Consider the following 23,367-nt stretch of genomic DNA (forward strand, 5'->3'; position numbering starts at 1 on the left):
GCGGCGCTGACGTGACGGCACCACGGGCCAGCGGCTCGGGCCTGCGCGTGTCCGCGGTACGCCGTTTTGCGCAAGAAACCGCCGCAAAACGCCGATCCGGGCACCACACCCGGCCCCTCGGCGCCCGCCGCTTCATCCGGCGACGTTCACCGCATGGCTTCGCGGGAATTTCGCAACTTGCTCTACAGAGAAGGCGTAGGTTGCATTCAGCACGCCTGACGGCTTCGTTCCTACCATGACAGGAAGCGCGCCGGTGGCCTTGTCATCCATGAACGTCCGGTACTGCGCGAGCGAAACCTGTACGCCATAGGCGTGAGCGGCCGTAAGCAATGGGATGGACGCCCCCACCCACCCGGTTGTCGCACACACAACTTGTCGATGTCACGATCACATACGCCGACGTGGCCCAGGACCTGGACCTCGCCCAGACCGACCGAGTACGCCGCCACGATGCTGTCCTTGTGCACATCCAGACCGACAAACAAAGTGCTATCGTTTTTCATGCTGACCTCCGCGGTGAAAACCGTTGATGGGCATAGCGTCACCTCGCTCCTGCGGCTCTGGCTTCTGGCTAACCCCGCTGGCATGCACACGCGGTTAGACTCCCGGCATCGCATGAATGCAGGTGCAGGAGGAGGTCAGGATGCGTCTATCTGTCGCCATGCGGGGTCTGTTGGCGGCCCTGCTGCTGTGTTTGCTGCCGGCAGCCGCGTCGCGTGCGGCGACGGTGCTGCGCGTGGCCTATGCCGGCTCGATGGGCGTGGTGATGGATCGCTATCGGTGATTTGAAGCTGACCAAGGAATCGACCTTCGTACGCAGATCGCGGTAGCGCGGCGCGAAGCGATAACCGAACGCGTGCAGCACCCAGAAATTCACCTGATTGGTGCCATGGGTGTCGGTCGAATGCTGTTCGGGCTTGATCTCGGAAGTATTGTTGAACAACAAGTCGAACACGTAATGACTCTCGTGCTCGTGGGCACCGATGACCTGTCCGTTGATCGGCACATGGTTGGCCACCACCGTGCAAACGCTGACACCTTTTTTCATGCCGAAATACTTCGGTGAGTGCCGCGCGTTGATCGTGTCGATTTGGGTTTCGATCCGCTGACCGTCGCTGCTCGAATGCAAGTGGTTGCCGATGTTGAAAAGATGGAACGCCGACAACTGTGCCGTTGCATTGCTGATGGCGTCGTTGGCGCCGCGTATGGTTTCTTGCCGCAGGAAGCTGCGGGCAGTGGCCAACAAGGAGGCGTGGCTGAGACCGGAGACTTCGGCCATCTTCCACAATCCCATATTGGTACCCATGGCGACGATGCAGGCGAGAATCTCGCGGGGGTCCGGTGCTGAGGTTTCCCCACATCTTTCCTCTAGCCATCAATGAGTTGGCTTGCTGAAGGTGTTGGAGTGCGCGCATCGACACTGCGAGACTGGCGAGTGTCGAGATCACCAGAGGCAGGCCGATGCGCGCGAGCGAAGTGTTGCACAAGATGTTGGCACCGACCGAGCTGCGGCTGGATGCGCGGCTGTGGCGGCGCCTGTGTGGCGCGGTCGAGGCGCTGGTGCGCAGCCGGCAGGTGGTGCTGATGGAGCTGGCGCGCCAGTATCCGGGTGCAGCGCGTGTGGCGGCGCCGCTGAAAGCGCTGGACCGGCTGCTGTCGAACCGGCGCCTGCAGCAGGCACGCGGTGCCTTGTATGGCGCGGCGCTGCAGCGACTGTGGCCGCGTTGCCGGACGGTGATCGTGGTGGACTGGTGTGTGCTGAAGGCGGACGAGTCGCTGCACTTGTTGCGCGCGGCGCTGCCGGTGGGCGGTCGCGCGCTGCCGGTGTGGGATGAGGTGCACGGGCAATCGCAGCTGGGCCAGGCCACGGTGCACACGGCCTTTCTGGCGCACCTGCGGCGCTTGGTGCCCGTGGACAGTCGGCCGATCGTGGTGACCGATGCCGGCTTCCGGATGCCGTGGTTTCGCAGTGCCGAGGCGCTGGGGTTTGCCTGCATCGGCCGCGTGCGCGGGCTGACTCAGGTGCGTCCCGTGGGCGAGCAGGAGTGGATGCCCGTGCAGGCCTTCGTCGAGATGGAGGATGGCCAGTTGCTGGACTTGGGGCTGTGCGAGATCAGCAAGACGCAGCCGCAGCGGGCGCGGCTGGTGGTGTGCAAGCGGCCGCCGCGTGGACGCAAGAACCTGGGTGTGCATGGCCGGTCGCGGCGCAGCAGCGCAGCGCGGGCGCATGCGCGTGGCGCGCGTGAGCCCTGGGTGCTGGCGGTTTCGCCAGCGCTTGCGGATCTCAGCGCCGAGGAGGTTGTGCGCGACTATGCCCGGCGCATGCAGATCGAGGAAAGTTTCCGCGATCTCAAAGACCCTCGGCATGGGGCGGCCTTGCGCCATTCGCTCACGCGCAAGGCACCGCGCATGGAAATCCTGATCCTGCTGCATGCGCTGGCCAGTGTGCTGGCGTGGTGGCGGGGTCTGCTGGCACGGCAGCACCAGCAGGACCAGCGGCTGTTGGCGCATGGTCAGGCCATCCGTCGTGCAGCGACACGTGCCACCTTGAGCCTGTGGCGTATCGGTTGGGAGCTGCTGCGGCGCGGCTGGCCGCCCGACAGCGGTGACCGCGGCGCACCGGCGAACCCCTGGAGGCCGCGACTGGCATGAATGCGGCCATCAAAGATGTGGGGAAACCTCAGGGTCCGGTGGCTGTTTGACGTAGCGTTCCAGCACATGCGTGAACGCTCCCAGAAACCCCGTGTTTCCGGCTACAAACCACAACAGATCGGCAATGCCAATGCCGGGAATTTGCGCGTAGAACGGGCTGTTGAGAGACTCGTCCAGAGCAGGATAGATCAGGTTCCAGCGTCGTTTGTCGCCCTTGCCGCGGACCGTGATGTGTGCATTGTCGCCATCGGCGATGTGGGCGTTCACCGTTTGAAACTTCGCGTCCAGCTGAGTGCGTAGCGCGGCCAAAGTGTCCTCAATAGGGGCCTGCAGGATCGGGGCATCGAGGTCGCGCAGTACCGCCTCTTTGTCGATCCAGCGCTCATCACTGATCAGATCATCCTCGAAGCGCCGGTATTCGTTGCTGTCCTTGACGAATACATCACCGGCCTCCATCGCGTCGCACAACAATCGATAGACCAGAAATTCGTACCGATCAACGTCGAGCCGCTTGGCTCGTCCTTTTCCTTCCGCGGTGGTGAACAGATAGCCACGCAACCGCTTGGGGATAAGGTCGACCGGAAACGTGGTCGGATCGATCTGGCGTGGGGTATGCCCCAGTCGCAGATGGCCTTGCAGGAAGTCGACGGCAGCCATGAGGGGCGCATGCTCGACCCTGCCGGCGAAATCCAGATCAGTGAATAGGTGACGCAGATTTCGTTTGAAGGTCGGCGAGAGCGTGGTGTAGTACGCCCACTGGAAGCCGACCTTGTCGAAGGCGATGTTGCGCATGTAGTCGGCCACCAGCGGAATGCGCTCGGGACCAAGGTAGCTAAACGCTTTGGCTTTCACCGTCGCGAACGCGGCATCATCAGGAATCGTTTCGTCGACAAACAGTTGAAGTACCTCACCGGCGGCCTGCAGATGCTCACTCGCGTCGGTCAGTGCTTGCCGCATCGCTTCTTCACTGGCCAGCTTGGCCTGCTTGCCGTAACCCTCCACGCGAACCATGAACGCTTCGATCAAATGGTCGTTTATCTGCCGGTAGCGATGGTAGGCGAAACACAGCAGGTACAGCCGTGTGGTGGCCGGCGCCATGCGCTGCAGCTTGTAGACGGTGTAGTACATCACCAGGGAAGCGAAATATTTGCCACTCTCCTGCGAGATACCTGCCGCTGCCAAAAATTGCTGAGCGAACGCATGCAACGGTTGGAAGAGCTGGCGTCGTTCGACTTCTTGCTTCAGCGCCTTGTAACTGAAATCGTTCGGCTCGTGTTTGAGCGCGCTGATTCGATACATGGATTCATCGGCTTGCAGCAATGCGTCGAGCTGGCTGCGGATATCGGGCGTCAGCGCCTGTTCCAGCAAACTCGCCAACCGCACGCGCTCGTTGGTGACCACCAAACCGATGATGTCTTGGAACGTGCTGTACGCCGGTGTGACGAGGCGTTCTCGCTCGACGTAGTGGAGCGCTTCGCGCAGCAGGTAGCGCGGTTGAGTCGAGCGCATGGCGATATGCTGGATGCGCTCAACCAGTGCTCCCCGTGCGGAACGGTTCCACGGGCGAACATCGAGTAGTTGCAGAACGAGCTTCTGCAGTGCGACACGCGTCGGTTGGGTGGGGGACCGAATGGCCTTCCAGGGAATATCCGGGAAATGCCGCGCGAGGATGTGATTCACATCCTCGCGCACGGCTTCCGGTTCGATGTCGAAGAACTGCCGTTTGGCTTTGAAATAACCCAGCTGCAGCACCAGATACACACCAGTCGTACCTCGACGCGCTGCTACCACCGCGTGTTCGGCTGCACTTAGATCGAAGTACAGCGCTCGCTCGTCGTCAGTGAAGCGTGGCAGACCGTACAGGTCATCGATTTCTTCGCCGGCCAGGATCGCCAGGCGGTGCGGGTTAGCCGTCATCGTGCCCCACGTGCAACGTGATCTTGTCGGCTAGCCCGCGTTCGATGCGAGCTTGCGCAAACGGGTCGTTCCCGTCGAGATAGCGCATGGCCGAGTGCACATCTTTCCAGCCGACGTATTCCATCAACGCTTTCACATCCCAGCCGTTGGTGTTGGCCCAGCCGGCAAAGCCACGGCGCAGCGAGTGACCGCTGTAGAGGTCCGGGGTGGACAGGCCGGCCAGAGTGAACAAGCGGCGCAACAGGGGAATGATGCTATTGGCGTGCAGCGGACGTTCCGGTACGTGTCCCCAGCGATCGACCTGGCGAAATAACGGCCCCTGAGTGAGCTGCGCGGCGGCGATCCAGTCCATCGTGGCCGTGACCGGGCACCAGCGCGACAGCGCCGGAACGCGAAACGTGGTGCCCTCGTGCTGACGATCGCCCTTCGTGCGTGGAAGGAAGCAGGTCATGCCCTGACCCGGCACGAGCTGAAGATGCTCAACCTGCAGGCCAATCAACTCGTCGCTGCGAAAGCCTCGCCAGAAGCCGAGCAGAATCAGGGCGCGGTCGCGCCGGTACCGAAGAGCTGCGGCACCGTCGTTACGTCCTTGCGCATGGTCGATGGCCAAGTCGAGCCAATCGACCACCATGGCCAGTTGGGTCAGTTGCAAAGGCTCGGCCCGCTTTTCCATCGCCGGATGCAGGGCCTGGATTCCCTTGAGCACCTGTTTGACGACGGATGCGCCGGTCGGATCGACAAAGCCCTGCGCAGTGTGCCATTGCGCAAGTGCAGCGAGGCGCTGTTTGAGTGTATTGATCGACAGCGTGCCGGCATAGGTGACGAGATAGCGCGCCACACTGTCTGCGGTGGCCGGCAAGTGACCACCCCAAGTGACTTCGAAATGACGTACGGCGGAGGCGTAGCTGCGCCGAGTATTGGCGCGTGTCGCGGCGGCGAGGTACCGATCGATCGATGGCGGCGGCGAATCACTCATCTCAACGGCTGCGCAACGAGGCGATCAGCGGGCAGGCAATCGTGCCCTGGTGCGAACTGCACTGAGCCACCAGACGAGACAGAACGGTCTCCATGCGCTTGAGGTCTTTCAGGCGCGCGCGCACGTCAGCCAGATGCCGCGCGGCGAAGGCCGCCGCCTCGCTGCAATGGGTTCCGTCCTCCAACGTGAGCAGTTGCGCGACTTCGTCGAGACTGAAACCCAGTCGCTGCGCAGACTTGATGAACTTCACCCGCTCCACGTCCGCGCGGCCATAACGGCGTATGCCGCCGGGCGGGCGTTGCGGTTCGGGCAACAGCCGCTTGCGCTGGTAGAAGCGAATCGTCTCCACGCCGATTCCGGCGGCCTTGGCGAAGGCGCCGATGGAGATGTTGTCCAGATCGGTATTCATCGGCTTGACTCCGTACTTGACTACGGGAATACGATAGCTTATCGACAGTTAGCGTGAAACAGGAGTTGCCATGTCTGAATCTTCCGGCCGCAAAGGTGCGCTGGCCCTTGGCGGGCTTGCCGCCATCCTTGCCTCCACTTGTTGCCTCGGTCCACTGGTACTGGTTTTGCTGGGGTTTTCAGGCGCGTGGATCGGCAATTTGACCGTGCTGGAGCCGTATCGGCCGATCTTCATCGTGGTGGCGGTGGCGCTGCTGTGGTTTGCGTACCGCCGGATCTTTCGCCCCGTTGACGCCTGTCGGCCGGGAGAATTGTGTGCCATCCCGCAGGTGCGAACGACCTACAAGATCATTTTCTGGGTTGTGCTGGCGCTGGTGCTGGTCGCGCTGGCGTTTCCCTATGTTCTGCCACTGTTCTACTGAAGGAGACCTGTCATGAAAAAGCTTTCTCTGCTCATTGTCCTTGCCGCCGCCGTCAGTGCACCGGCCTGGGCCGCCACCAAAACCGCTACCTTGTCGGTGCCTGGCATGACCTGCGCTGCCTGCCCGATCACGGTCAAGACGGCGTTGTCCAAGGTTCCTGGTGTCGAAAAGACCCAGATTCTGTTCAACCAGCGCAAGGCCATCGTCACTTATGACGACAGCAAGACCAGCGTGGCCGGATTGACCAAGGCGACGACGGACGCCGGCTACCCATCGACGCCGGTGCGCTGATGGCCGTGCTCGCACGAGTCGCCGACAAGGCCGGCCTGGTTGGCAGCATCGTCTCCGCGGCGGCCTGCGTGAATTGCTTTCCCGCCTTGGCCAGCCTGGGTGCGGCGATCGGGCTGGGTGTGCTCAGTCCGTTCGAAGGCGTGTTCATTCGCATCGTGCTGCCGCTGTTTGCCGGCATCGCGTTGCTCGCCAATGCGCTGGGCTGGATCAACCATCGCCAGTGGTGGCGCACCGTACTCGGAGTGCTCGGGCCCATCGTGGTGTTGACCGCGGTGTTCCTGATGCGGTGGTCGGGCCACCGGACAGGCTGGCTGCTGTATCCGGGGCTGGTACTGATGGTGGTGGTATCGATCCGGGATCTGATCTCGCCGGCGCCAAAGGTCTGTGCGACACGCGAATCGAACCACGGCTGAAATTTTCCATTCGCCAACCTGTTGACGAACTCCACACTCGCGCTCGGTTGGCCGTGCGCCGGACGGCCACGGCCGCAACCCAAGGTGATGACACGCATGAATCAGCAAAATCGCTTGAATGAGCAAACACTCCAGGTCACCGGCATGACCTGTGATGCCTGCGCTGGCCACGTGCAACAGGCGCTCTCTTGTGTTTCGGGTGTGCATGCGGTGCAGGTGGATTACCCGGCTGCCACCGCCCGGTTGCAGGTCGACGCGGCGCTGGCCATGGTAGTGCTGAACGCGGCGTTGCCACCCAGCTACCGGGTGCAGGCACGCGACGATGATGGGCGTGTTGGTGCGACTGTGTCCGGCGGCAGTTCAGCGCATCCCGCGCGGGATGGTTCGGGTGCCGGCCTGCACATCGCGGTGATCGGCACCGGCGGCGCGGCCATGGCCGCCGCGCTCCGGGCCGCCGAGCGCGGTGCACGAGTGACCGTGATCGAGCGCGGCACGGTCGGCGGCACCTGCGTCAATATCGGTTGTGTGCCGTCCAAGATCATGATCCGCGCCGCCCACGTGGCTCACACGCGGCGCCACAGTCCGTTTGACGACGGCATCTCCGCCTCGGTTCCGGCGATCCGTCGCGACGTGCTGCTCGCCCAGCAGCAGGCGCGGGTGGAAGATCTGCGCCATGCCAAGTACGAGAATATCCTCGACGACAACCCCGCCATCACCTTGCTGCGCGGCGACGCGCGTTTTGCCGACGAGCACACGCTGAGCGTGCGCTTGGCCGAGGGCGGCGAGCGCACCATCAGCTTCGACCGTTGCCTGATCGCCGTGGGTGCGCGGCCGGCGCTGCCGCCGATCCCTGGCCTGAAGGAGACGCCGTACTGGACCTCCACTGACGCGCTGGCCGCCGACCATCTTCCGAAACGTCTGCTCGTGCTCGGCGCGGCCGTGGTCGCCTGCGAGTTGGGCCAGGCCTATGCACGGCTGGGCAGTGCGGTGACGATGATCGCGCGCAGCGAGCTGTTCTTCCACGAAGACCCGGCGATCGGCGAGGCCATCGGCCAGGTATTTGCCGACGAGGGCATCCGCGTGTTGCGCCAGACCCAGACCCGTTCGGTTCGGCACGAAAACGGCGAGTTCATTCTCGACACCAGCAGCGGTGAATTGCGTGGCGACGCGCTGCTGGTGGCCACCGGCCGCACGCCGAACAGCGACACGCTGGAGCTGGCCAAGGCCGGCGTGCACTCGGCGAAAAGCGGCGCCATCGCAGTGGACGCGCAACTGCGTACCTCAGCGGCGCACATTTACGCCGCTGGCGACTGCACCGACCAGCCACAGTTCGTCTATGTGGCTGCTGCGGGCGGCACCCGCGCGGCGATTAACATGACCGGCGGTGACGCCACACTGGATCTGTCGAGCATGCCGGCGGTGGTGTTCACCGAACCGCAGATCGCCACGGTGGGACTGAGCGAAGCCGAGGCGCACCTGAAGGGCATCGAGACCGACAGTCGTACGCTGAGCCTGGACAACGTGCCGCGCGCGCTGGCCAACTTCGACACGCGAGGCTTCATCAAGATCGTGGTGGAAGCGGCCAGCGGTCGGCTGCTCGGCGTGCAGGCGGTGGCCGACGGCGCCGGCGAGCTGATCCAGACCGCGGCGATCGCGCTGCGCGCCGGGATGACGGCGACCGAGTTGGCCGACCAGCTGTTCCCGTACCTGACCATGGTCGAGGGGCTCAAGCTGGCCGCGCAGACATTCAGCAAGGACGTCAAGCAACTGTCCTGCTGTGCCGGTTGAGGGAGACCATTGCATGAAAGATCTTTTCAAGCAGCTTGGCAGCCTGCTCGGCGCGCTGTTCGCAGCCGCCTGCTGCCTGGGTTTGCCGCTGCTGCTGAGCGCGCTGTCGGCGGCCGGGCTGGGCTTTCTGATCCATGACGCGATCTTGATCCCGCTGCTGCTAGCGTTCGTGGGCTTGAATCTGTGGCTGTTGTGGCGTGCCACCGGCGGTCACGCGGATCGACGCCCGTTCAGGCTGGGCGTGATCGGCGGTGTGCTGGCCGTGGTCGGCCTGTACATCCATCCGCTGGTCGCCACGCTGGGCCTGCTGTTGCTGGTCGTCGCCAGCGGCTGGGATTTTTTCAACGGACGGCGTGCGCGGAGCTGCGTCACCTGAGCACGCTGCCGTTCGACAGGAGACTTGCATGACCTCATCAAGCTACGACCTCATCGTCATCGGCAGCGGCACTGCCGCCAACGTCACCGCCTTCAACTGCCGCAAGGCCGGCTGGTCGGTGGCGGTGATCGACCACCGACCGTTCGGCGGCACCTGTGCACTGCGCGGCTGCGACCCCAAGAAGATGCTGATCGCCGCCACCGAGGTGATCGACGGCGCGCAGCGCATGGCCAGCAAGGGCGTGCTCGGCAGCGTCTCGATCGACTGGGCCGCGTTGCAAAAGCACAAGCGCAGCTTCACCGATCCGGTGCCCGGGCATCGCGAACAGGCCTATGCCAAACAAGGCATTGAGGCATTCCACGGCCGTGCGCGATTCAGCGGTCCCAACCGTGTCGAGGTCGAGGGCAGAACGCTTGCGGCAAAGCACATCGTCATCGCTGCCGGAGCCGAACCGGTTACGCTGCCGATCGAGGGTTTCGAGCATCTGGCGCTGAGCGACGACTTCCTTGCGCTGGAGACACTGCCCGAGCGGCTGGTGCTGGTCGGCGGCGGCTACATCGGCTTCGAGTTCGCGCACATCGCTGCGCGCGCCGGCGTGAACGTCACCCTGATCAACCGCGGCGAGCAGCCACTGGCCGGCTTCGATCCGGATCTGGTCACGCTGTTGGTCGAACGCACCCGCGCGTTGGGGGTGGACATCAAGCTCGGCCACGAGGTCAAGGCGGTGCGCAAGAGCCCCAACGGCTTCGAGGTGATCGCCGAAGGCCCGCACGGCCACGTGGTGATCGACACCGATCTGGCCATCCACAGCGGCGGCCGGAAGCCGGCGCTGCAAGCACTGGACCTCGATGCCGCGGGCATCGCGCATGACAAGGGCCGACTCACGCTGGACCCGCACTTTCACAGCACCACCAACCCGTCGGTGTACGCCGCTGGCGATGCCGCCGGTGGCCCGTTGCCGTTGACTCCGGTAGCCGCGATGGAAGCCCACGCCGTGGTCGACAACCTGCTGCATGACAAGCACGCGACGGTGGATTACACCGGCATCCCCAGCGCCGTGTTCACCCTGCCGGTGCTGGCCCGCGTCGGCCTGCTGGAGGCCGAAGCCAGGGCACGTGGCCTGCGCTTCAAGGTCGGCCACGCCAGCGTGCCGGGCTGGTTTACCGCCCGCCGCGTCAACGAGCCGTGCTACGGCTACAAGGTGCTGGTGGAAGAAGGCAGCGGGCGCATTCTCGGCGCCCACCTGATCGGTCCGGATGCCGCCGAGGTGATCAATCTGTTCGGCTTTGCCATGCGCAGCGGGCTCGGTGCGGATGCGATCCGCCACGCCACCTTTGCCTACCCCACCGCGGCATCGGATATTGAATCCATGCTGCCGTGAAAACCCAGCACAGCTGTGCCTGGCTCGCACAAGCGCACACGCCCGATAAGGAGAGTGCCAAGTTACCCGTTACGCGAGAACACCTTCGACTTGCGGGCGGCCATGTCTGAGGATCAGTCGATCCGACAACTCGGCCCCTGCATCGCGCGACGGGCATTCTGATACAACGCCAGCAACATCAATATCAGCGCCGTCAGCAGAAACATCGTCTCGTGCCGGGAAATAAAACCCTGCAGCGGGCCAGGCAAGGCAGTGGCCATCGCGGGCCAAACCGATGCCATCAAACCGAACAGGATCGGTAGGATGGGGCTACAACACAGCAAGGGCGTCAACAGGCCCAGCAGTGCACCGCCGGTCGCCAGCGTGCCGCGTGCGCGCTGGCCCTCGCGCAACACGAACACCATCAGCAACACGGTGAGCCCCAGCGAAAGACTCATGGCCAACGCGAACAATCCCGTTTCCACGCTCAGGAATCGCAGGTTCATCCAGCCAAGGTGTCCACCCGTCAACGAGGCCGGCAGCGCGATTGCGTACACCGGCGCAAAGATGAGGAACGCCACGATCGCCGACCATCGCGCCGCCCTGTCGCGGGCGGCGCGTCGAAGCGCACCGAAGATGATCGTCACGGCCGAGACTCTCCAGCGTGGGCCTTGGCGAAGTCGAGAATCTTGTTCAGGGTGATCGAGGGCGCCGTATCAACGGTTTGGATCCGCCCGTTCGCATCAATCAGATAATAAATATCGGGGTAATGCCTCGGGTTGTAGACCCGCTCCAGACCTTGCGTGGCTTCGCCTAGCGACACGTTCGCCTTCATCAGCGCGGGGGCGTTTTGGGCGACGAAGCTCGCGATGTCCGGCCCCGTGACGCCCCCGTTCTGGTAGGTGCGCAGAATCACCACGTGCAGGCCACTGGCGCGTAGCTGATCCACGTGGGCGTTAAGACTGGACAGGCCAGCGGAACAACTGCGACACCATGTGGACAGCAACCAGACCATGCTGGCGTGGCCCTTGAGCGTGGCGGTGCTTACCGTCTGGCCGTGGGTGTCCGTATAGGTCGCCGTGGGCGCGATCGGCGTGTTTGTCGCTGTCGCCGATGCGCTGATGATCATGAAAATACCGAGCAGCAGCCACGGCAGCAGGATGCGTCGCGGGCCGGTACGTTGATTCTTGAAGGTGTTGACGCTCGTGAACATCAGGCATTGTCTCCCGTGGGGGTGCAGCATCCGCGTTGATGGCATCCTGATTTTGATTTACGCCGGATCCCTGCCAGTGCACCAAGCGCGCCCAGTCCCACCAGAAGCGCTGCCAACACAACCGGCCAATGGGCACCAACGCCGTGAAGCAGGGCCAGGCCCACGCCCAGCCCACCGGCGAGGGTCAATGCTGGCAGCGCGCAGCAGAGCACGGCCAGCACACCACCCACCAGACCTACCGCAACAACTTTGCTTTCTTTCATGGGGTTTCCTCCGTAGGAACATTGCGCCGCGTGATGCGTACCAGCAGCACCATGGTGGGCTTGATGAATGTTTTTATTCAGTCGCTCTGGCGGCGTCACACGGAGCCCGCCGTCGACCCGTTGTGTGCCAGCAGGATGCCTTCATCCGTATCGGGCTCGGCACGGGCATCCTTGGACCGGACCGGCGTGTCCAGCATGGCAAAGCCGCGACTCACCGCAGGCCGCGCCATCAGTCGCTGATACCACGCAGAAACATTCGGGTAGTCCGTCAACGACAGGTCCCAACGCTGCAAAGCGCGCAGCCATGGCACCAGGGCGATATCAGCAATCGAGTAATCTCCGCCCATGAAATCCCGATCCTTCAGCGCATCGTTCATGACGCCGAGAAGGCGCAGCACCTCATCCCGGTACCGTCCGAACGCATACTCATCGCGCGGTTCGTGACGTCGAAAATGGTTGTACTGCCCCGCCATCGGCCCGACGCTGCCGACCTGAAACAGCAACCATTGCAGCACCGCCATGCGTGAGGCCGGGTCAGCCGGCAACAACGCGCCGGCTTTCTCCGCCAGATGAATGAGAATGGCACCCGATTCGGCGATCGTCTGCCCCGTATCGGTATCGACGATCACCGGAATCTTGCCATTGGGGTTGAGCTGGCGAAATGCCGGGGTGTGCTGGTCGCCGGCACTCAGATCCAGTGTATGCAGCCGATAGGGCAAGCCGGTTTCTTCCAGCATGATCGTGGCTTTGCGCCCGTTCGGCGTACTGGCGGCGTAGAGCTCGATCACGCCGAGGGCGCCTTCCCTTTCCCTGACGCCTCAGAGCGGAACAGCCAGCGGCAGCTCAACCACAGGAAGAAAACGAACAGAAGGTGTGCGACCAGCGTGGCCACGATGCCTTTGGGTCCCGCTACGGCGGTGGCGGCGATGCCCCAGCCGACCAGCGGCGTGATCACGAAGATGGCGAGCAGCCACAGCGCCAGGCCAAAACTCAGAATCGGCCAGAACCGCAGCCAACGAGCGGGTGCCAGCATGATGAACAGTACTGACCAGCCGGTGACGTAGGCCAGATGAAACAGCATGCCTATCGGTAGCGGCAGTGCGCGACCGAGCACCCACTCCGCGAATGCCAGGCCCAGCGGTTTGGGCAGTGGCGACAAGCCGGTTTTCATACCGATAGCCATGATGGCGGCCGCAGCGATACTGGTGATCACTCCGGCGGCGACAGCTTTCCAGAAGCGCTTGAGCGTGACGGGGGGCTTCGATGAGTGCAAGGCAATCATGGTGGTGTTTCCTTGATTTTGGGGGTGGCGATCGTTGCCAGTCGGATGGGTGTTTGCTTCGGCGGACACTGCGGGCCGCAACCCGTCGCCACATCCCGACAACAGGTGTCATCGAGGTAGACGATCAACTCGCGCATGGTGTTCAGGCGCGCTCGGTAGATGGTTTGTTGGCCCGCGCGCTGTGCCGTCACCAAGCCTGCCTGCTTGAGACGGTTGAGGTGAAAGCTCAACGCGTTGGGTGCCAGGTTCACCGCAAGACCCAAGGTACCGGCCGGCGCGCCGGCCGGCCCGTACGCCATCAGCTCACGAAAGACCGCCAGCCGGACTGGATGGCCGAGGGCCGTCAGAAGGTCGCAGGCATGTTGGCTTTCCATTGCCGAAGAAGTTTGTTGGGGCATCGGAGGCATCACTTGGTGGGTTGCAGGTTGCTTGTCGAAACCTATGGGTGAATCTATTAGAGATCAATATTACAACTATTATTGACTAGTAGCAATAGATCAAATATTGTTGAACAACTGATCGCTACTTTCGCCCCGGCTACCTTGTCCGCCGCCAGCCACCTCGATCAGCGAAGGCCTCAGAGGGCCGCCGTATTTTTAACGTCTATCAGGAGATCACTCATGAAAAATCGCACCCTAACGATCGTCGCTGCAGGCCTGCTCGCACTCGCGGGCACAGCAAGCGCACAGACGCCGCAAACCTCCTTTCAGGGTTGGTACAACGGCGCCAAGACCGGTTACAGCCAGACCTCCGGCGACGCCGTCAACAGCACCGGCTCATGGACGCTCGGCTATGAGCTGGGCTACAACTGGCAAAGCCAAGGCGGGTTCGTATTTGGCCTGGACGGTTACTATGACTACAACGCCGCCACCGACCATGATGTGAGCGGGACAACAGGTCGCCTCAGCATCGGTAGTCAGGCCTACGGGATGGACACGAAGTACGGCTGGGCCAGCGGACCGGTGCTGTATTACGCCAAGGTCGGCTACGGTGGTCTGAGTGGCATGGGCGACGCCAGCGGTAGCGGCTCGGGATTCCACGGCGGTCTCGGGATCGAGTACAAGTTCACGCCGAAATGGAGCGTGACCGGCGAATGGCTTTACGAGGCCGGCAATACCGGTCCGGCCAATGCGTCCCTCACGAACAACAACTTCACCGTCGGCATGAATTACTACTTCTGACGAAAGTTGTTACTATGGCTCCTCCCGCGGAGGCTCCATTGCTCGTGAGCTGGCGCCTCCGCTGAGCGGTTAACCTGAAAGCATGCGTATTCTTTTATCTTCTTTGTGGTTTCTTCTTGCCGGCCTGACCGAGATTGGCGGCGGCTATCTGGTATGGCTATGGCTGCGCGAAGGCAAGAGCGCCTGGCTGGGCCTGCTCGGCGCATTGGCATTGGCGCTTTACGGCGTCATTCCGACCCTGCAACCCGCCGGCTTTGGCCGGGTCTACGCGGCGTACGGTGGCGTCTTCATCGTGCTGTCGCTGGCTTGGGGCTGGGGCGTGGACCGCGCCGTTCCGGATCGATGGGATGTCATCGGCGGGCTGCTGGCGTTGCTCGGTGCCGGGATCATAATCTATGGGCCGCGGGGCGCATGAGTTGCGGGGAAAAGTGGACGCTTCGTCCATCCTTGACGGGTGATAGCGGCCCTTCGTTCGTAAAGCAACATTGCTCACAGGCTGCCGCGTAGCTGGCTGATCCAGAGCATCGGTCACAGCAGTCAGAACAGCCTCATCCCTCATGCCATTTCTTGGTGTCGTAGCACATCCAGATGATGCGACACGCAATCGGGGCCGCGGTTCGCGGCCGAGGCCATGACCACGATGGATTTGCGCTCGCGCCCGCTCAGTGGACACGGCGCAAACGTGAGAGGGTACACAGGCCGAGATGATGCTGCAGCGCAGGTAAGTCGAGGCCGTGCACGCTCATGGGTCCTATCTCATGATGGGGCGAGTCATCCAAAGATGATTCGACTATCCATCAGAAGAACTCGTACTCCACCTGAGCCAGCCACGTTCGGCGGGGTGCCGCCGCATTGAGACCAAGCACCACGCCAAATCGGTATTCGAGACTGCTGGTGGTGCCGGGGACATGCCATTCGCCAGCAACGATGGGACCGGCCTGATAAGCATGGTCAGCGGGACGCCCATACGCTTCAATGCCGGGACGGAAGGCGGCAGACACCGCGTAGGTGCCCGAGTAGCTGTAACGAAACTCGTATTTGCCACTGGCGCCCGCACCGACCTGTTTCTCCCAAATGGCATTGAACCGGTGGGTGAACCGACCAACCGTCTTCTCGACCAGCGGTCCGAATTCGAAGGCATCCTGTTTGTCAGCGACAATCTGGTGTTCGTACGAGGCCAGAAATCCGAAGTCAGCCCAATATTCACCCGGCTGGGTGAACTGGAACGTGTTCTCGAACTCGTAGCCCAACAGGCGCCCAGAGCCTCCCGGTTCCTTCTCATAGCGTGTGAGATAAATTTCCGGCTTCCACCAATCGGTGAACGCGTGGGAAATCGAGAGTTCGGCCGCGCGGCCGCCGTTGAAGTCAGCGCGCGGATCACTGTAGCTATAACCGCGCAGCTCGATCTCCGACTGGGTGGCGAGAACGTGCGGCGAATAAACGATGAAATCGTCTGCCTGGACCACGCCGGTAGCGAGTAGCAGGATCGCGCCTATCGTCAGAGTGCGCGAACGCCGGCCGCGGTCGTGGGGTCGTAGAGCCGGAGATTTTCGAGAGAAGGATGGGGACACGAGGTGGCTCCTGGGATGACGATTCAAGACACACGCTCCCGTCCGGCGGCACCTGCCGGGGATACGAGCGAGCAACAAAAGGGGATGGGTTAACGCAAGGACTCGGAAGCTGGATCCGCAAGTGGCGAGCGCATCCTTGGTGAGGGCGACGGCGAGGTTCGGCTTAGTCGCTGCATGCCGACGACCAACAGCAGCAATGTAGTGGCGTAAAAGACCAGCTGAATCCCCGACGGGTGGGCGTCATAGCCGATGAGGATGCCCAGCGTCTGACCGGCCAGCGAACCGTTCGACAGCAGCCCGGAGGTATCCCACACCTGAGTTCCCCAAGACGGCAGCAAATCGCCTTGCACCAGAAAGCGTGCCGCGGTGGACGCCAGTCCTGATGCCAACAACACCAGCATCCCGTTGGTGACGGTGAAGAAATGCTTCATCGGGATCCGCAGCAGGCCGAAATACAGCGCGAAGCCAAGCAGTGCCCCACTGCCCACGCCCAAGGCGATCCCGCCCGCCAGTCCGACTGCGCCGATACCACCGATGACCATGCCGTAGAGGAACAACACGATCTCGGAGCCTTCGCGCAGCACGGCAATCGCCACTACCGCCAGCAACAGCGTCAGTGAGCTGGAGCCTGCCCTGACCGCGCTGCCGACGGCTCCCATGTGCTGCGCCAGTTCGCGGCCATGTCGGGACATCCACACCACGTGCCAGCCGATCATCAGAACGGCAGACAGCAACACGCACGCGTTGAAGATTTCCTGGCCGGAACCACTGGCCAGACGAGCGATAAGCGAGGCCCCCATGGCCACCAGCAGGGCGCCGGCGATGCCCAATCCAATGCCTGCGGTGACAAACCATCCCCGTCGCGCCACACCACGGGTGGCAGCACAGACGATGGAGACGATCAAGGCCGCCTCCATCACCTCACGAAATACCAGTAGCGCTACGCCAAGCATGCGATTACTCCGCGATCAGCCGGCCTTGAGCCGTGGCTTGATGGAAGTCGCCGAAGAATCCGTAACTACCGGCACGCAACGGCCCAACGTACACAGTGATGCTGCTGTTCGGCAGCACGATTTTCTCGCGATTGAAGTCCGTGCTCTCGAACTCTTCTGGAGTGGGATCCTCGTTGCGTACGATGAGCTTGAACTTGGTTCCAGCGGGAACCTTCAATTCGTCGGGTTGATAGACGTGGTTCTTCACGACCAGCGTGAAGGTCGACAAGTCCCGGGCGACCGCCGTACCCGTCATGCTCAGCAGCAAGGTTGCAGCTATAAGGGAGAGCTTCATCGAATTCGTTTCATCGTGCGGAGTTGTTGCAAACAATAACCGTTCGTATTTGCAACGTCAACACCCGTATTGACTCTCGCTCACCACCGGCTCCTAGTGAAATCGACCAAGCCGCTATCGTGGTGTCAGTGCCTCAAGGCGAAGCGTCCCCGTAGGAAAGTATTCGGCGCGGACTCGCCGCCGTAGGCCGCCAGATGATGGGCGACCTTGCCGCCGCCCGCCAAGTGGCAGGGACGTCCTATTACTTTTGCTGCGCAAAGACCAGCAACTGCGACTCGATCTTGCCAACCCCTGGCGCATGCTGATGATGGTTTTGGGGCGGCAAGGTATGGCCTTTGGCGATACCGATCTCGTCGCCACAGGAGACGCAGCGATAGATCCCTGCATTCCCTGCCGGAGATCCCGGTGCATGTCTAGTGTCATACGCTGAGTGGTCGGAATGGTGCAGATAGTCGCCGTACTTGTACTGAGCCATGCTGCTCCCTCCTGCGCGTTTCGGCGCTTACTTCGTGGCTTTTTGCGTCAACACGCTGCCGGCCATCGATTTCGTCGAGGTGCTAGCACGGCCATCGTTCAAGGCTTTGGCTGCCGTACGCGCCGTGGTGGCCGACGACTGCTTGGTCGTGTGCGCCTGGGATAGGGTGCTACCCGCTAGCGATTTCGCGATCTTGCTCGCGCCGGGATCGCGCAGCACGGATGAGGCGGTCTTGGTCACTTTGGATCCGGATGATTCGTTCTTCGCCATGCCATGTCTCCGCCAGTGAATCGGAAAGATCGCCCCAAGCCTCCACTGGTGCCAGGGACGGAGGGCTACGAGGTCAGGCGACCTTACGTGGCAACTGCTGCAACTCCATCACATCCAGCGTAAAGTCGAGTGGGATCTGGATCGGCACGGTAGGGCAACGCTTGTCGTTGTAGACGTCGACGTCGGTCGCCAGTTGCACGCAGTCGCCAACGATCTGAAGGCGGCGCTGCGCGAACGATTTGACGAAGTGGGTGTGGGGCGCGTTCGGATCGTCGAGGTCCGCCCAAAGCGACAGCATCTGAGTGCCGCGTTTCTGGGTCGCCGCATGTTTGGCGCGATAGCGGCGCCCGAGGCGATCGACTCGGTATTCCTCGCGAAAGACTTGGGCGATGTCGGTGGCGATCGCGTCGATGACGGTCTTGACGCTGGGCTTGTGAAGACCGTTGCGGAAGGCCCATTCGGCGACTGCGTGCGGATCGAGCAACGCATCGGACCCGACTTCGGCCTTGTAGCGCTCGACGTACTCTTTGACGGCATTCGTATAACCAGACATGTTCCGCTCCTCTATACCGTATGAACCATACCCCAGCCATCGGTCAGCGCCGACGATGTCACCGCGTGCCGCACTTTGACCTGGAACTTGCGAAACAGGTCGTAGCGGCCGAGTCGCCGCTGCAATTGGCCAACCACCAGGCCGGGATGCACGTTGAGACGCTGCGCAAAGAGCACGACCCGTTCTCCGGCGAAAATCGGTGCCACGCGGGCCACAAACCCGGCCATCTCGTCCTGCGCCACGCAAAACTCGGCCGCCTCGGCGTTCGCCACCACTTCCTCGTCATTGATCTGGTCGGTTGCCGTGCCTTCCATGTCTTGGTCCAGGATGTATCCGCGTTCCCGACCATGGCGGCGCAGCACGTGCTCCAGCTCATGACGCAGTACGAACCAGAAGTTGTCGATGCGATCCAGTCGCAACGACATCGCCACTACGGGCTGCAGGTCGGTGAGCCAGAAGCAGGCGCCGTCGATCTTGGAACCCAGAATGGGCTCCACAATCACAAAGCGTACGCCGCACTCGGCCAGCACCCGAGCGACATGACGTGTTTCCTCGGGCGCCGACAAGAGCGCCGATAGCCGCGGCAAGGCCTGCCGCAACGCGACTTCGGTGTACGGGGCGATCACCAGCTCAGACGCAATGTGGCGAGCCCGGCACAGCCAAGCCAGCTGCAACATGCTGGGCAGGTCGTGGGCCTCGGTTTTTTTGGCGGCGTGGCAGAACGGGATGTCATCGTCCAAATTCTTCACGTCAAAAAACGTGAGGAACTGCTGTTCGAGCACGTCAATGCTTTTGGTCGCTTCAATCCAGCCGCGCTTGATCATCTCGCGTACCGGAAACCGCTCGTAAAGCTTGGCGCGCCGAGCGATCAGGCCGTCGGTCGAGCGGACCCTGGACAGCTGATACTGGCTTTCCAGATTCATCCACAACTCCGGGCCGGTACCCAGCGAGTCGCCCAGCTGGATGGCCGTTTCCGGCGTAATCGCCTTCTTGCCGGCGATCAGCTCATTGATCAGCCGCACCGGACGGCCGATGATCTCTGCCAGCTCGGTCTGCGACCAGCCGCGAGCCTCCAGTTCGTCGCGGAGAAACTCACCCGGTGGGAAGATTTCAGCAACAGTGTTCATGGGGTCATCCTCGGGAAAGGTTAGTGATAATCGATGATAGAAATGATCACGACCGTTTTACCGTCCTCGTCTTGCCGCACACGCAAGAGCAGTCGCCATTGATCGTTCAATCGCATCGAACATTGACCGTCCCGGCCTCCTTTCAGCTTTTCATAATGTAGGGACTTCATGGCATAAAAAGCGCGCTCGTCGACTGACGCACGGATGAGTTGCATCCGCTTTCGGAACGCCTTGACGATGGCAGCCTCGTAGCCGGCCGTGAATCCCGGGTCTGCCTCAAGCCTCTTGAGCGAGGCGTCTTCAAAATCCACATCCATGGTCAGACAGACTAGCGACTTCATTTACGCACGTCAATGACCTTATGAGACTAAGTGTAATAGCTGACGTATACGTGTTCGAGATGAGCAACGCCAAGCGATTCCTAGGCTGCGGCGCGGGCTCAGTCTGGAACGGGCGCCAACCCGCCGTCGCTCGGAAACGCCGTTTACGTACTGCCGACAGCGCCAAATTCGCCTCCAGACTAGCTAAGGCGGGATAATCCAGTATTATCCCGCCTGAGTTTTAGCGTTTCTCGTGGTCACGCCTTCATCTTGAATAGTATGTAATTACGTGGTATGTAATACATTACGAAATAACACGGAGACGTGCCATGGCGCGCGGTGGCTTGTACAAGACCGACATCGAGAAGGCTCGTAACAGCTTATTGGCTCAGGGAAAGCACCCGTCCGTGGACGCGGTGCGGGTGGCGCTGGGCAACACGGGCTCCAAGAGCACGATCCATCGCTACCTCAAGGAACTGGAGACCGAAGATGCGCAAGGCGTGGGCGCCAAAGTGGCCGTCAGCGATGCGCTGCAGGACTTGGTCAGCCGGCTCGCCGGCCGGCTGCACGAGGAGGCCGAGGCCCTGATCACGGAGGCCCGAGAGCGTTTTGATGCCCAGATCAAAGAACGCGACGCCGGGCTCGAGCGCCTGAAACAGGAGGCGGCAGCGCTCAGCGCCCAGTTGCAGCGCACCGAGGTGGCCCTCCAGGCGGAGAGCCAGCAGCGAGCCCAGGCCGAACAAGCGCTGCAGGCGAACTCGGTGCTGATCAGCCAACTGGAGGAACGGATTGCCGGCTTGACGGCCTGGCTCGACGAGCGGGATCGCCACATCGAATCGCTGGAGGAGAAACACACGCACGCCCGAGAAGCCCTGGAACACTACCGCACGTCAGTGAAGGAACAGCGCGACCAAGAACAGCGCCGGCACGAGCATCAGGTCCAGGCGTTACAGGTCGAGCTGCGGCAAGCCAACGAAGCGCTGACGAGCAAGAATCACGAGCTGATGCAGCTCAACCGCGAGAACGCGCGGATGACGGAACAACTGGGGCAACAGGGGAAAGAGCTTCAGCAGGCCCACAGCGACTTGCGGCGGCTGGCTCTGCAACTCGATGAGCACAAGGCCTTGGCGCAGGAACATCACGCCTTGCAGGCCCAGTGGGCACAGGCGCTGCAGACCGGCGAGCAGCTGCGCACGGAACTCGCGGCCGTCCGGAGGGACCTTGAGAGCGAACGCGAGCATCGGCGCCAGGCGGAGTCGAACGCCATTGGCCTCACCGCGCGCATCCAGGTTCTGGACGAGATGCTTGTGAGGATCCAACCGGCGCCCGCAACGACTGCGGATAGCCGCGGCAAGGCCATGAAATCATAGGCAAGCGCGGAAGGCGCGCTTCACATAAATTGTTTTTGAATACAATGGATTAAATGAAATTTGGCCGTAGATTGCAGCTTCCCGGTCACTGGGCCAACATGCCTTCTGGCCGTGATCCGTCCACGATCGACGTGAGTTCTGCACAACCACTGCCTGTGCCTTGGTTGAGTTCACGCCAAAGAAGCGTTCGAGCCTTGCTCGGCGCCTATACCTGACCAGGTTTTCCATTCGAGGCCTCGCGCGAGCGCGTGCAAATGCGCGTGCTCGCGCGAGCCCCTGCTTGGCTCACCGGTATCGGCGCAATCGCGCCATACGCCAGCCGGAGCGATTCCGGCTTTTCAGGAGAGTGACCATGAGCAAGTTCGTGGTTTCGTATGAATTGCCCTATGTCCACCATGTCCGTGTCGGCATCGAGGCAGAGGATGCAGAACGGGCGCGCGCTGCCGCCGAAGATCTGTTCAACAGCGCTGACCTGTGGAATGACACACCCGACATGCCGTTACTGATGGACGAGTACGAAGAGGATGGCGATGCCGGCACCGTGCTCGAATTCGAAGCTGTCCATGTTGAGGAATGGCCGGACATCGACGGATCGGTCAAGGAGATCCACCGCCATGGTTCTGCGGATGCATTCGTTGCAGCATTCCTCGAGTGGGAGCACAACGGCGCGCCGGTAGACGAATTGGACAGCTTGGTCGCCCTGGCCAAGCTGGCGAAGCGGTGACGACCATGGGAGCTACGGTCGCTGTTTCGCGCCGCGTGGGTGCTTTCAATTCACGCGGCGAAATCATCTACGCACTGTTCGAGTCGACCTACGAGTCGAATGTGCACCCACACACGGCGCACGAGAGCATCGTGGCGTTCGGCAACTTCGCCGAGGTGCTGCGGTGGGTTGTGATTGCTTGCGGTGTTACCTGTGGCGGCATGCTTCGCAGCCGCGGCGGGGACTTCACACCACACGGGTACTTCGGGCTCTGGATGAAAGCCTTCGATGATGCTCGCGAGCTTCTGGATCAGCCTCTGCATATTCGTGCACGGCTGAATCAGGCATTCGAGCCTGGACGTGAGATCGAGCGGACTGCTGTGGTTTGCCGAGGGCTACGTGCATGTGGCATGTCCGAACAGGCAGATGCCTACGAGCGTGGCGAGGACGTCGATCTGCGTTTGTATCGCGATACGGATCTCCTAAGAGCGATTCTTTCCACGGGAAGCGGCGGTGAGGCCAAGCTGCCTGCCTGGCGATCCGGGATAGATCCGCTGCTAGGTGATTTCGATGCGCGCCTCAACCCCACGGCAAGAAGCGGGGCATCGCCAATTCCTGGCATGGCGGCATGCTGGGTCGATGGTGAGAACTACGTGGCTTTCGTGGATGGCCTCGGCCAGTTCTATGGGTGGCGTTACGCCATCATGGAGTCGCTGGTGAACGCCATCGTGTATGACGCTCACTTGATCAATGGTGACGGCTACCGGGTGCTGAATGCGCTGGGCACTGCGCTGGATCGTGCTCTTGAACAGGCGCGTGAACGTTCAGCAGAATCGGGCGACCTCGAGATCGAGGTATCCGCTCAATGCGATGAGCTTCCAGCATGGAAGCGCAGTCGATACGACAGCGTCGCAGAGCGGCTCGGAAGGCGCTTCACGCTCAGGGAGGCGCGGAGTGCAGGGCTGGTTCTCGACGCCTGCTCGATTCGGCCTGCCGCTCGTTTCATCCGGCCACGCAGTACGCTGTTCGCGTGAAGAAACTAACCCGCCAGGCGCTTGTGCTTGGCGGGTTTTTTTGGTGTTCGCGGTAGGAATGCATGTTGCCACGCACCCCCGCACCCACGTCAGATCCTTCCTCTGACTGCGGCGC

28 protein-coding genes and 3 pseudogenes are annotated in these 23,367 nt (G+C 62.1%); 12 read left to right on the top strand and 19 right to left on the bottom strand.

Going from position 1 to position 23,367, the window contains the following annotated elements; all coding sequences use genetic code 11:
* Nucleotides 1–132 precede the first annotated feature (132 nt).
* Nucleotides 133–270, bottom strand: coding sequence for a hypothetical protein (locus Mschef_RS17860; protein WP_168708861.1), 138 nt, complete (start codon nt 268–270; stop codon nt 133–135).
* Nucleotides 271–778: 508 nt separating this feature from the next.
* Nucleotides 779–1,342: pseudogene (locus Mschef_RS16440) on the bottom strand (Tn3 family transposase); the annotation flags it as partial.
* Nucleotides 1,343–1,461: 119 nt separating this feature from the next.
* On the opposite strand from Mschef_RS16440, the gene Mschef_RS16445 reads away from it, so the two are divergent.
* Nucleotides 1,462–2,652 (top strand): IS4 family transposase, encoded by a 1,191-nt coding sequence (locus Mschef_RS16445; RefSeq protein WP_081130305.1) that lies wholly within the window; start codon nt 1,462–1,464, stop codon nt 2,650–2,652.
* 30 nt (nt 2,653–2,682) lie between these two features.
* On the opposite strand, the pseudogene Mschef_RS16450 reads toward Mschef_RS16445, so the two are convergent.
* The 3 genes and pseudogenes from Mschef_RS16450 to merR form a co-directional block, all read right to left on the bottom strand.
* Nucleotides 2,683–4,569, bottom strand: a pseudogene (locus Mschef_RS16450) (DUF4158 domain-containing protein); the annotation flags it as partial.
* A 31-nt stretch (nt 4,570–4,600) separates the two neighbouring features.
* A pseudogene (locus Mschef_RS16455) lies at nt 4,601–5,545 on the bottom strand (site-specific integrase); the annotation flags it as partial.
* 1 nt (nt 5,546) lies between these two features.
* Nucleotides 5,547–5,954, bottom strand: a complete 408-nt coding sequence (merR, locus tag Mschef_RS16460) for a mercury resistance transcriptional regulator MerR (protein ID WP_081130306.1) — start codon at nt 5,952–5,954, stop codon at nt 5,547–5,549.
* Nucleotides 5,955–6,024: 70 nt separating this feature from the next.
* Between merR and merT the strand changes: the two genes are divergently transcribed.
* The 6 genes from merT to Mschef_RS16490 all read left to right on the top strand — a co-directional run bounded on the left by merT (nt 6,025) and on the right by Mschef_RS16490 (nt 10,624).
* Nucleotides 6,025–6,375 (top strand): mercuric ion transporter MerT, encoded by a 351-nt coding sequence (gene merT, locus Mschef_RS16465; RefSeq protein ID WP_081130307.1) that lies wholly within the window; start codon nt 6,025–6,027, stop codon nt 6,373–6,375.
* A 12-nt stretch (nt 6,376–6,387) separates the two neighbouring features.
* A complete protein-coding gene (gene merP / locus Mschef_RS16470) occupies nt 6,388–6,666 on the top strand; it encodes a mercury resistance system periplasmic binding protein MerP (RefSeq protein WP_081130308.1) in 279 nt (92 codons plus the stop codon).
* Complete coding sequence (merC, locus tag Mschef_RS16475) at nt 6,666–7,079, top strand: organomercurial transporter MerC (RefSeq protein ID WP_081130309.1); 414 nt, start codon at nt 6,666–6,668, stop codon at nt 7,077–7,079. Before merP ends, merC begins: the two co-directional genes overlap by 1 nt.
* Before the next feature lie 96 nt (nt 7,080–7,175).
* Nucleotides 7,176–8,867 carry a mercury(II) reductase gene (merA, locus tag Mschef_RS16480; RefSeq protein WP_081130310.1) on the top strand — a complete coding sequence of 564 codons (1,692 nt, stop codon included), beginning with the start codon at nt 7,176–7,178 and terminating at the stop codon, nt 8,865–8,867.
* 13 nt (nt 8,868–8,880) lie between these two features.
* The gene (locus Mschef_RS16485) at nt 8,881–9,243 is read left to right on the top strand and encodes a MerC family mercury resistance protein (protein ID WP_081130311.1); all 363 of its coding nucleotides are present in this window, start codon (nt 8,881–8,883) and stop codon (nt 9,241–9,243) included.
* Between the two features lie 28 nt (nt 9,244–9,271).
* Entirely contained in the window at nt 9,272–10,624 is a 1,353-nt protein-coding gene (locus Mschef_RS16490) for a dihydrolipoyl dehydrogenase family protein (protein WP_081130312.1), read from the top strand.
* 113 nt (nt 10,625–10,737) lie between these two features.
* Here Mschef_RS16490 and Mschef_RS16495 read toward each other — a convergent pair whose 3' ends face one another.
* From Mschef_RS16495 to Mschef_RS16515, 6 genes are all read right to left on the bottom strand, one after another.
* Nucleotides 10,738–11,250: a hypothetical protein gene (locus Mschef_RS16495; RefSeq protein WP_081130313.1), complete on the bottom strand. Its 513-nt coding sequence runs from the start codon at nt 11,248–11,250 to the stop codon at nt 10,738–10,740.
* Nucleotides 11,247–11,816, bottom strand: coding sequence for a peroxiredoxin family protein (locus tag Mschef_RS16500; RefSeq protein ID WP_168708862.1), 570 nt, complete (start codon nt 11,814–11,816; stop codon nt 11,247–11,249). The genes Mschef_RS16495 and Mschef_RS16500 overlap by 4 nt, the downstream gene beginning before the upstream one ends.
* Nucleotides 11,816–12,079, bottom strand: a complete 264-nt coding sequence (locus Mschef_RS17490; RefSeq protein WP_136256314.1) for a hypothetical protein — start codon at nt 12,077–12,079, stop codon at nt 11,816–11,818. The genes Mschef_RS16500 and Mschef_RS17490 overlap by 1 nt, the downstream gene beginning before the upstream one ends.
* A gap of 95 nt (nt 12,080–12,174) precedes the next feature.
* The gene (locus Mschef_RS16505; RefSeq protein WP_081130315.1) at nt 12,175–12,867 is read right to left on the bottom strand and encodes a glutathione S-transferase family protein; all 693 of its coding nucleotides are present in this window, start codon (nt 12,865–12,867) and stop codon (nt 12,175–12,177) included.
* Nucleotides 12,864–13,361 carry a hypothetical protein gene (locus Mschef_RS16510; protein WP_081130316.1) on the bottom strand — a complete coding sequence of 166 codons (498 nt, stop codon included), beginning with the start codon at nt 13,359–13,361 and terminating at the stop codon, nt 12,864–12,866. Before Mschef_RS16510 ends, Mschef_RS16505 begins: the two co-directional genes overlap by 4 nt.
* Complete coding sequence (locus Mschef_RS16515) at nt 13,358–13,759, bottom strand: ArsR/SmtB family transcription factor (RefSeq protein WP_168708863.1); 402 nt, start codon at nt 13,757–13,759, stop codon at nt 13,358–13,360. Before Mschef_RS16515 ends, Mschef_RS16510 begins: the two co-directional genes overlap by 4 nt.
* A gap of 222 nt (nt 13,760–13,981) precedes the next feature.
* Between Mschef_RS16515 and Mschef_RS16520 the strand changes: the two genes are divergently transcribed.
* Nucleotides 13,982–14,542 (top strand): outer membrane beta-barrel protein, encoded by a 561-nt coding sequence (locus Mschef_RS16520; RefSeq protein ID WP_081130318.1) that lies wholly within the window; start codon nt 13,982–13,984, stop codon nt 14,540–14,542.
* Between the two features lie 82 nt (nt 14,543–14,624).
* Entirely contained in the window at nt 14,625–14,957 is a 333-nt protein-coding gene (locus tag Mschef_RS16525; RefSeq protein WP_081130319.1) for a YnfA family protein, read from the top strand.
* Between the two features lie 382 nt (nt 14,958–15,339).
* Here Mschef_RS16525 and Mschef_RS16530 read toward each other — a convergent pair whose 3' ends face one another.
* The 8 genes from Mschef_RS16530 to Mschef_RS16565 form a co-directional block, all read right to left on the bottom strand.
* Nucleotides 15,340–16,113: a hypothetical protein gene (locus Mschef_RS16530; RefSeq protein ID WP_242426578.1), complete on the bottom strand. Its 774-nt coding sequence runs from the start codon at nt 16,111–16,113 to the stop codon at nt 15,340–15,342.
* An 89-nt stretch (nt 16,114–16,202) separates the two neighbouring features.
* Nucleotides 16,203–17,066: an FTR1 family iron permease gene (locus tag Mschef_RS16535; RefSeq protein WP_081130320.1), complete on the bottom strand. Its 864-nt coding sequence runs from the start codon at nt 17,064–17,066 to the stop codon at nt 16,203–16,205.
* A 4-nt stretch (nt 17,067–17,070) separates the two neighbouring features.
* Nucleotides 17,071–17,400 (bottom strand): cupredoxin domain-containing protein, encoded by a 330-nt coding sequence (locus Mschef_RS16540; protein WP_081130321.1) that lies wholly within the window; start codon nt 17,398–17,400, stop codon nt 17,071–17,073.
* Nucleotides 17,401–17,641: 241 nt separating this feature from the next.
* Complete coding sequence (locus Mschef_RS16545; protein ID WP_081130322.1) at nt 17,642–17,875, bottom strand: hypothetical protein; 234 nt, start codon at nt 17,873–17,875, stop codon at nt 17,642–17,644.
* 27 nt (nt 17,876–17,902) lie between these two features.
* Nucleotides 17,903–18,145 (bottom strand): hypothetical protein, encoded by a 243-nt coding sequence (locus Mschef_RS16550; protein ID WP_081130323.1) that lies wholly within the window; start codon nt 18,143–18,145, stop codon nt 17,903–17,905.
* A 73-nt stretch (nt 18,146–18,218) separates the two neighbouring features.
* Nucleotides 18,219–18,698, bottom strand: a complete 480-nt coding sequence (locus Mschef_RS16555; protein WP_081130324.1) for a hypothetical protein — start codon at nt 18,696–18,698, stop codon at nt 18,219–18,221.
* Between the two features lie 11 nt (nt 18,699–18,709).
* Entirely contained in the window at nt 18,710–19,825 is a 1,116-nt protein-coding gene (locus Mschef_RS16560) for a HigA family addiction module antitoxin (RefSeq protein ID WP_081130325.1), read from the bottom strand.
* A gap of 20 nt (nt 19,826–19,845) precedes the next feature.
* Nucleotides 19,846–20,166 carry a type II toxin-antitoxin system RelE/ParE family toxin gene (locus tag Mschef_RS16565; RefSeq protein ID WP_242426579.1) on the bottom strand — a complete coding sequence of 107 codons (321 nt, stop codon included), beginning with the start codon at nt 20,164–20,166 and terminating at the stop codon, nt 19,846–19,848.
* A 323-nt stretch (nt 20,167–20,489) separates the two neighbouring features.
* Between Mschef_RS16565 and Mschef_RS16570 the strand changes: the two genes are divergently transcribed.
* The 3 genes from Mschef_RS16570 to Mschef_RS16580 all read left to right on the top strand — a co-directional run bounded on the left by Mschef_RS16570 (nt 20,490) and on the right by Mschef_RS16580 (nt 23,252).
* The gene (locus Mschef_RS16570; RefSeq protein WP_339325997.1) at nt 20,490–21,515 is read left to right on the top strand and encodes a DNA-binding protein; all 1,026 of its coding nucleotides are present in this window, start codon (nt 20,490–20,492) and stop codon (nt 21,513–21,515) included.
* 352 nt (nt 21,516–21,867) lie between these two features.
* Nucleotides 21,868–22,239 carry a hypothetical protein gene (locus Mschef_RS16575; protein ID WP_081130328.1) on the top strand — a complete coding sequence of 124 codons (372 nt, stop codon included), beginning with the start codon at nt 21,868–21,870 and terminating at the stop codon, nt 22,237–22,239.
* 5 nt (nt 22,240–22,244) lie between these two features.
* A complete protein-coding gene (locus tag Mschef_RS16580; RefSeq protein ID WP_136256316.1) occupies nt 22,245–23,252 on the top strand; it encodes a hypothetical protein in 1,008 nt (335 codons plus the stop codon).
* The last annotated feature ends 115 nt before the right edge of the window (nt 23,253–23,367 follow it).

The sequence above is a fragment of the Metallibacterium scheffleri genome (assembly GCF_002077135.1).
In the GTDB taxonomy this organism is placed as follows: Bacteria; Pseudomonadota; Gammaproteobacteria; order Xanthomonadales; family Rhodanobacteraceae; genus Metallibacterium; species Metallibacterium scheffleri.

Excerpts from the sequence above, each read along its gene's own strand:
- Mschef_RS16565 (WP_242426579.1), bottom strand. The coding sequence starts at position 20,166 with ATGAAGTCGCTAGTCTGTCTGACCATGGATGTGGATTTTGAAGACGCC.
- Mschef_RS16500 (WP_168708862.1), bottom strand. The coding sequence starts at position 11,816 with ATGTTCACGAGCGTCAACACCTTCAAGAATCAACGTACCGGCCCGCGA.
- merA (WP_081130310.1), top strand. The coding sequence starts at position 7,176 with ATGAATCAGCAAAATCGCTTGAATGAGCAAACACTCCAGGTCACCGGC.
- Mschef_RS17490 (WP_136256314.1), bottom strand. The coding sequence starts at position 12,079 with ATGAAAGAAAGCAAAGTTGTTGCGGTAGGTCTGGTGGGTGGTGTGCTG.
- Mschef_RS16550 (WP_081130323.1), bottom strand. The coding sequence starts at position 18,145 with ATGGCGAAGAACGAATCATCCGGATCCAAAGTGACCAAGACCGCCTCA.
- Mschef_RS16485 (WP_081130311.1), top strand. The coding sequence starts at position 8,881 with ATGAAAGATCTTTTCAAGCAGCTTGGCAGCCTGCTCGGCGCGCTGTTC.
- Mschef_RS16575 (WP_081130328.1), top strand. The coding sequence starts at position 21,868 with ATGAGCAAGTTCGTGGTTTCGTATGAATTGCCCTATGTCCACCATGTC.
- Mschef_RS16580 (WP_136256316.1), top strand. The coding sequence starts at position 22,245 with ATGGGAGCTACGGTCGCTGTTTCGCGCCGCGTGGGTGCTTTCAATTCA.
- Mschef_RS16490 (WP_081130312.1), top strand. The coding sequence starts at position 9,272 with ATGACCTCATCAAGCTACGACCTCATCGTCATCGGCAGCGGCACTGCC.
- merT (WP_081130307.1), top strand. The coding sequence starts at position 6,025 with ATGTCTGAATCTTCCGGCCGCAAAGGTGCGCTGGCCCTTGGCGGGCTT.
- merC (WP_081130309.1), top strand. The coding sequence starts at position 6,666 with ATGGCCGTGCTCGCACGAGTCGCCGACAAGGCCGGCCTGGTTGGCAGC.
- merR (WP_081130306.1), bottom strand. The coding sequence starts at position 5,954 with ATGAATACCGATCTGGACAACATCTCCATCGGCGCCTTCGCCAAGGCC.
- Mschef_RS16525 (WP_081130319.1), top strand. The coding sequence starts at position 14,625 with ATGCGTATTCTTTTATCTTCTTTGTGGTTTCTTCTTGCCGGCCTGACC.
- merP (WP_081130308.1), top strand. The coding sequence starts at position 6,388 with ATGAAAAAGCTTTCTCTGCTCATTGTCCTTGCCGCCGCCGTCAGTGCA.
- Mschef_RS16515 (WP_168708863.1), bottom strand. The coding sequence starts at position 13,759 with ATGCCCCAACAAACTTCTTCGGCAATGGAAAGCCAACATGCCTGCGAC.
- Mschef_RS16535 (WP_081130320.1), bottom strand. The coding sequence starts at position 17,066 with ATGCTTGGCGTAGCGCTACTGGTATTTCGTGAGGTGATGGAGGCGGCC.
- Mschef_RS16540 (WP_081130321.1), bottom strand. The coding sequence starts at position 17,400 with ATGAAGCTCTCCCTTATAGCTGCAACCTTGCTGCTGAGCATGACGGGT.
- Mschef_RS16445 (WP_081130305.1), top strand. The coding sequence starts at position 1,462 with ATGCGCGCGAGCGAAGTGTTGCACAAGATGTTGGCACCGACCGAGCTG.
- Mschef_RS16510 (WP_081130316.1), bottom strand. The coding sequence starts at position 13,361 with ATGATTGCCTTGCACTCATCGAAGCCCCCCGTCACGCTCAAGCGCTTC.
- Mschef_RS17860 (WP_168708861.1), bottom strand. The coding sequence starts at position 270 with ATGGATGACAAGGCCACCGGCGCGCTTCCTGTCATGGTAGGAACGAAG.
- Mschef_RS16560 (WP_081130325.1), bottom strand. The coding sequence starts at position 19,825 with ATGAACACTGTTGCTGAAATCTTCCCACCGGGTGAGTTTCTCCGCGAC.
- Mschef_RS16545 (WP_081130322.1), bottom strand. The coding sequence starts at position 17,875 with ATGGCTCAGTACAAGTACGGCGACTATCTGCACCATTCCGACCACTCA.
- Mschef_RS16555 (WP_081130324.1), bottom strand. The coding sequence starts at position 18,698 with ATGTCTGGTTATACGAATGCCGTCAAAGAGTACGTCGAGCGCTACAAG.
- Mschef_RS16520 (WP_081130318.1), top strand. The coding sequence starts at position 13,982 with ATGAAAAATCGCACCCTAACGATCGTCGCTGCAGGCCTGCTCGCACTC.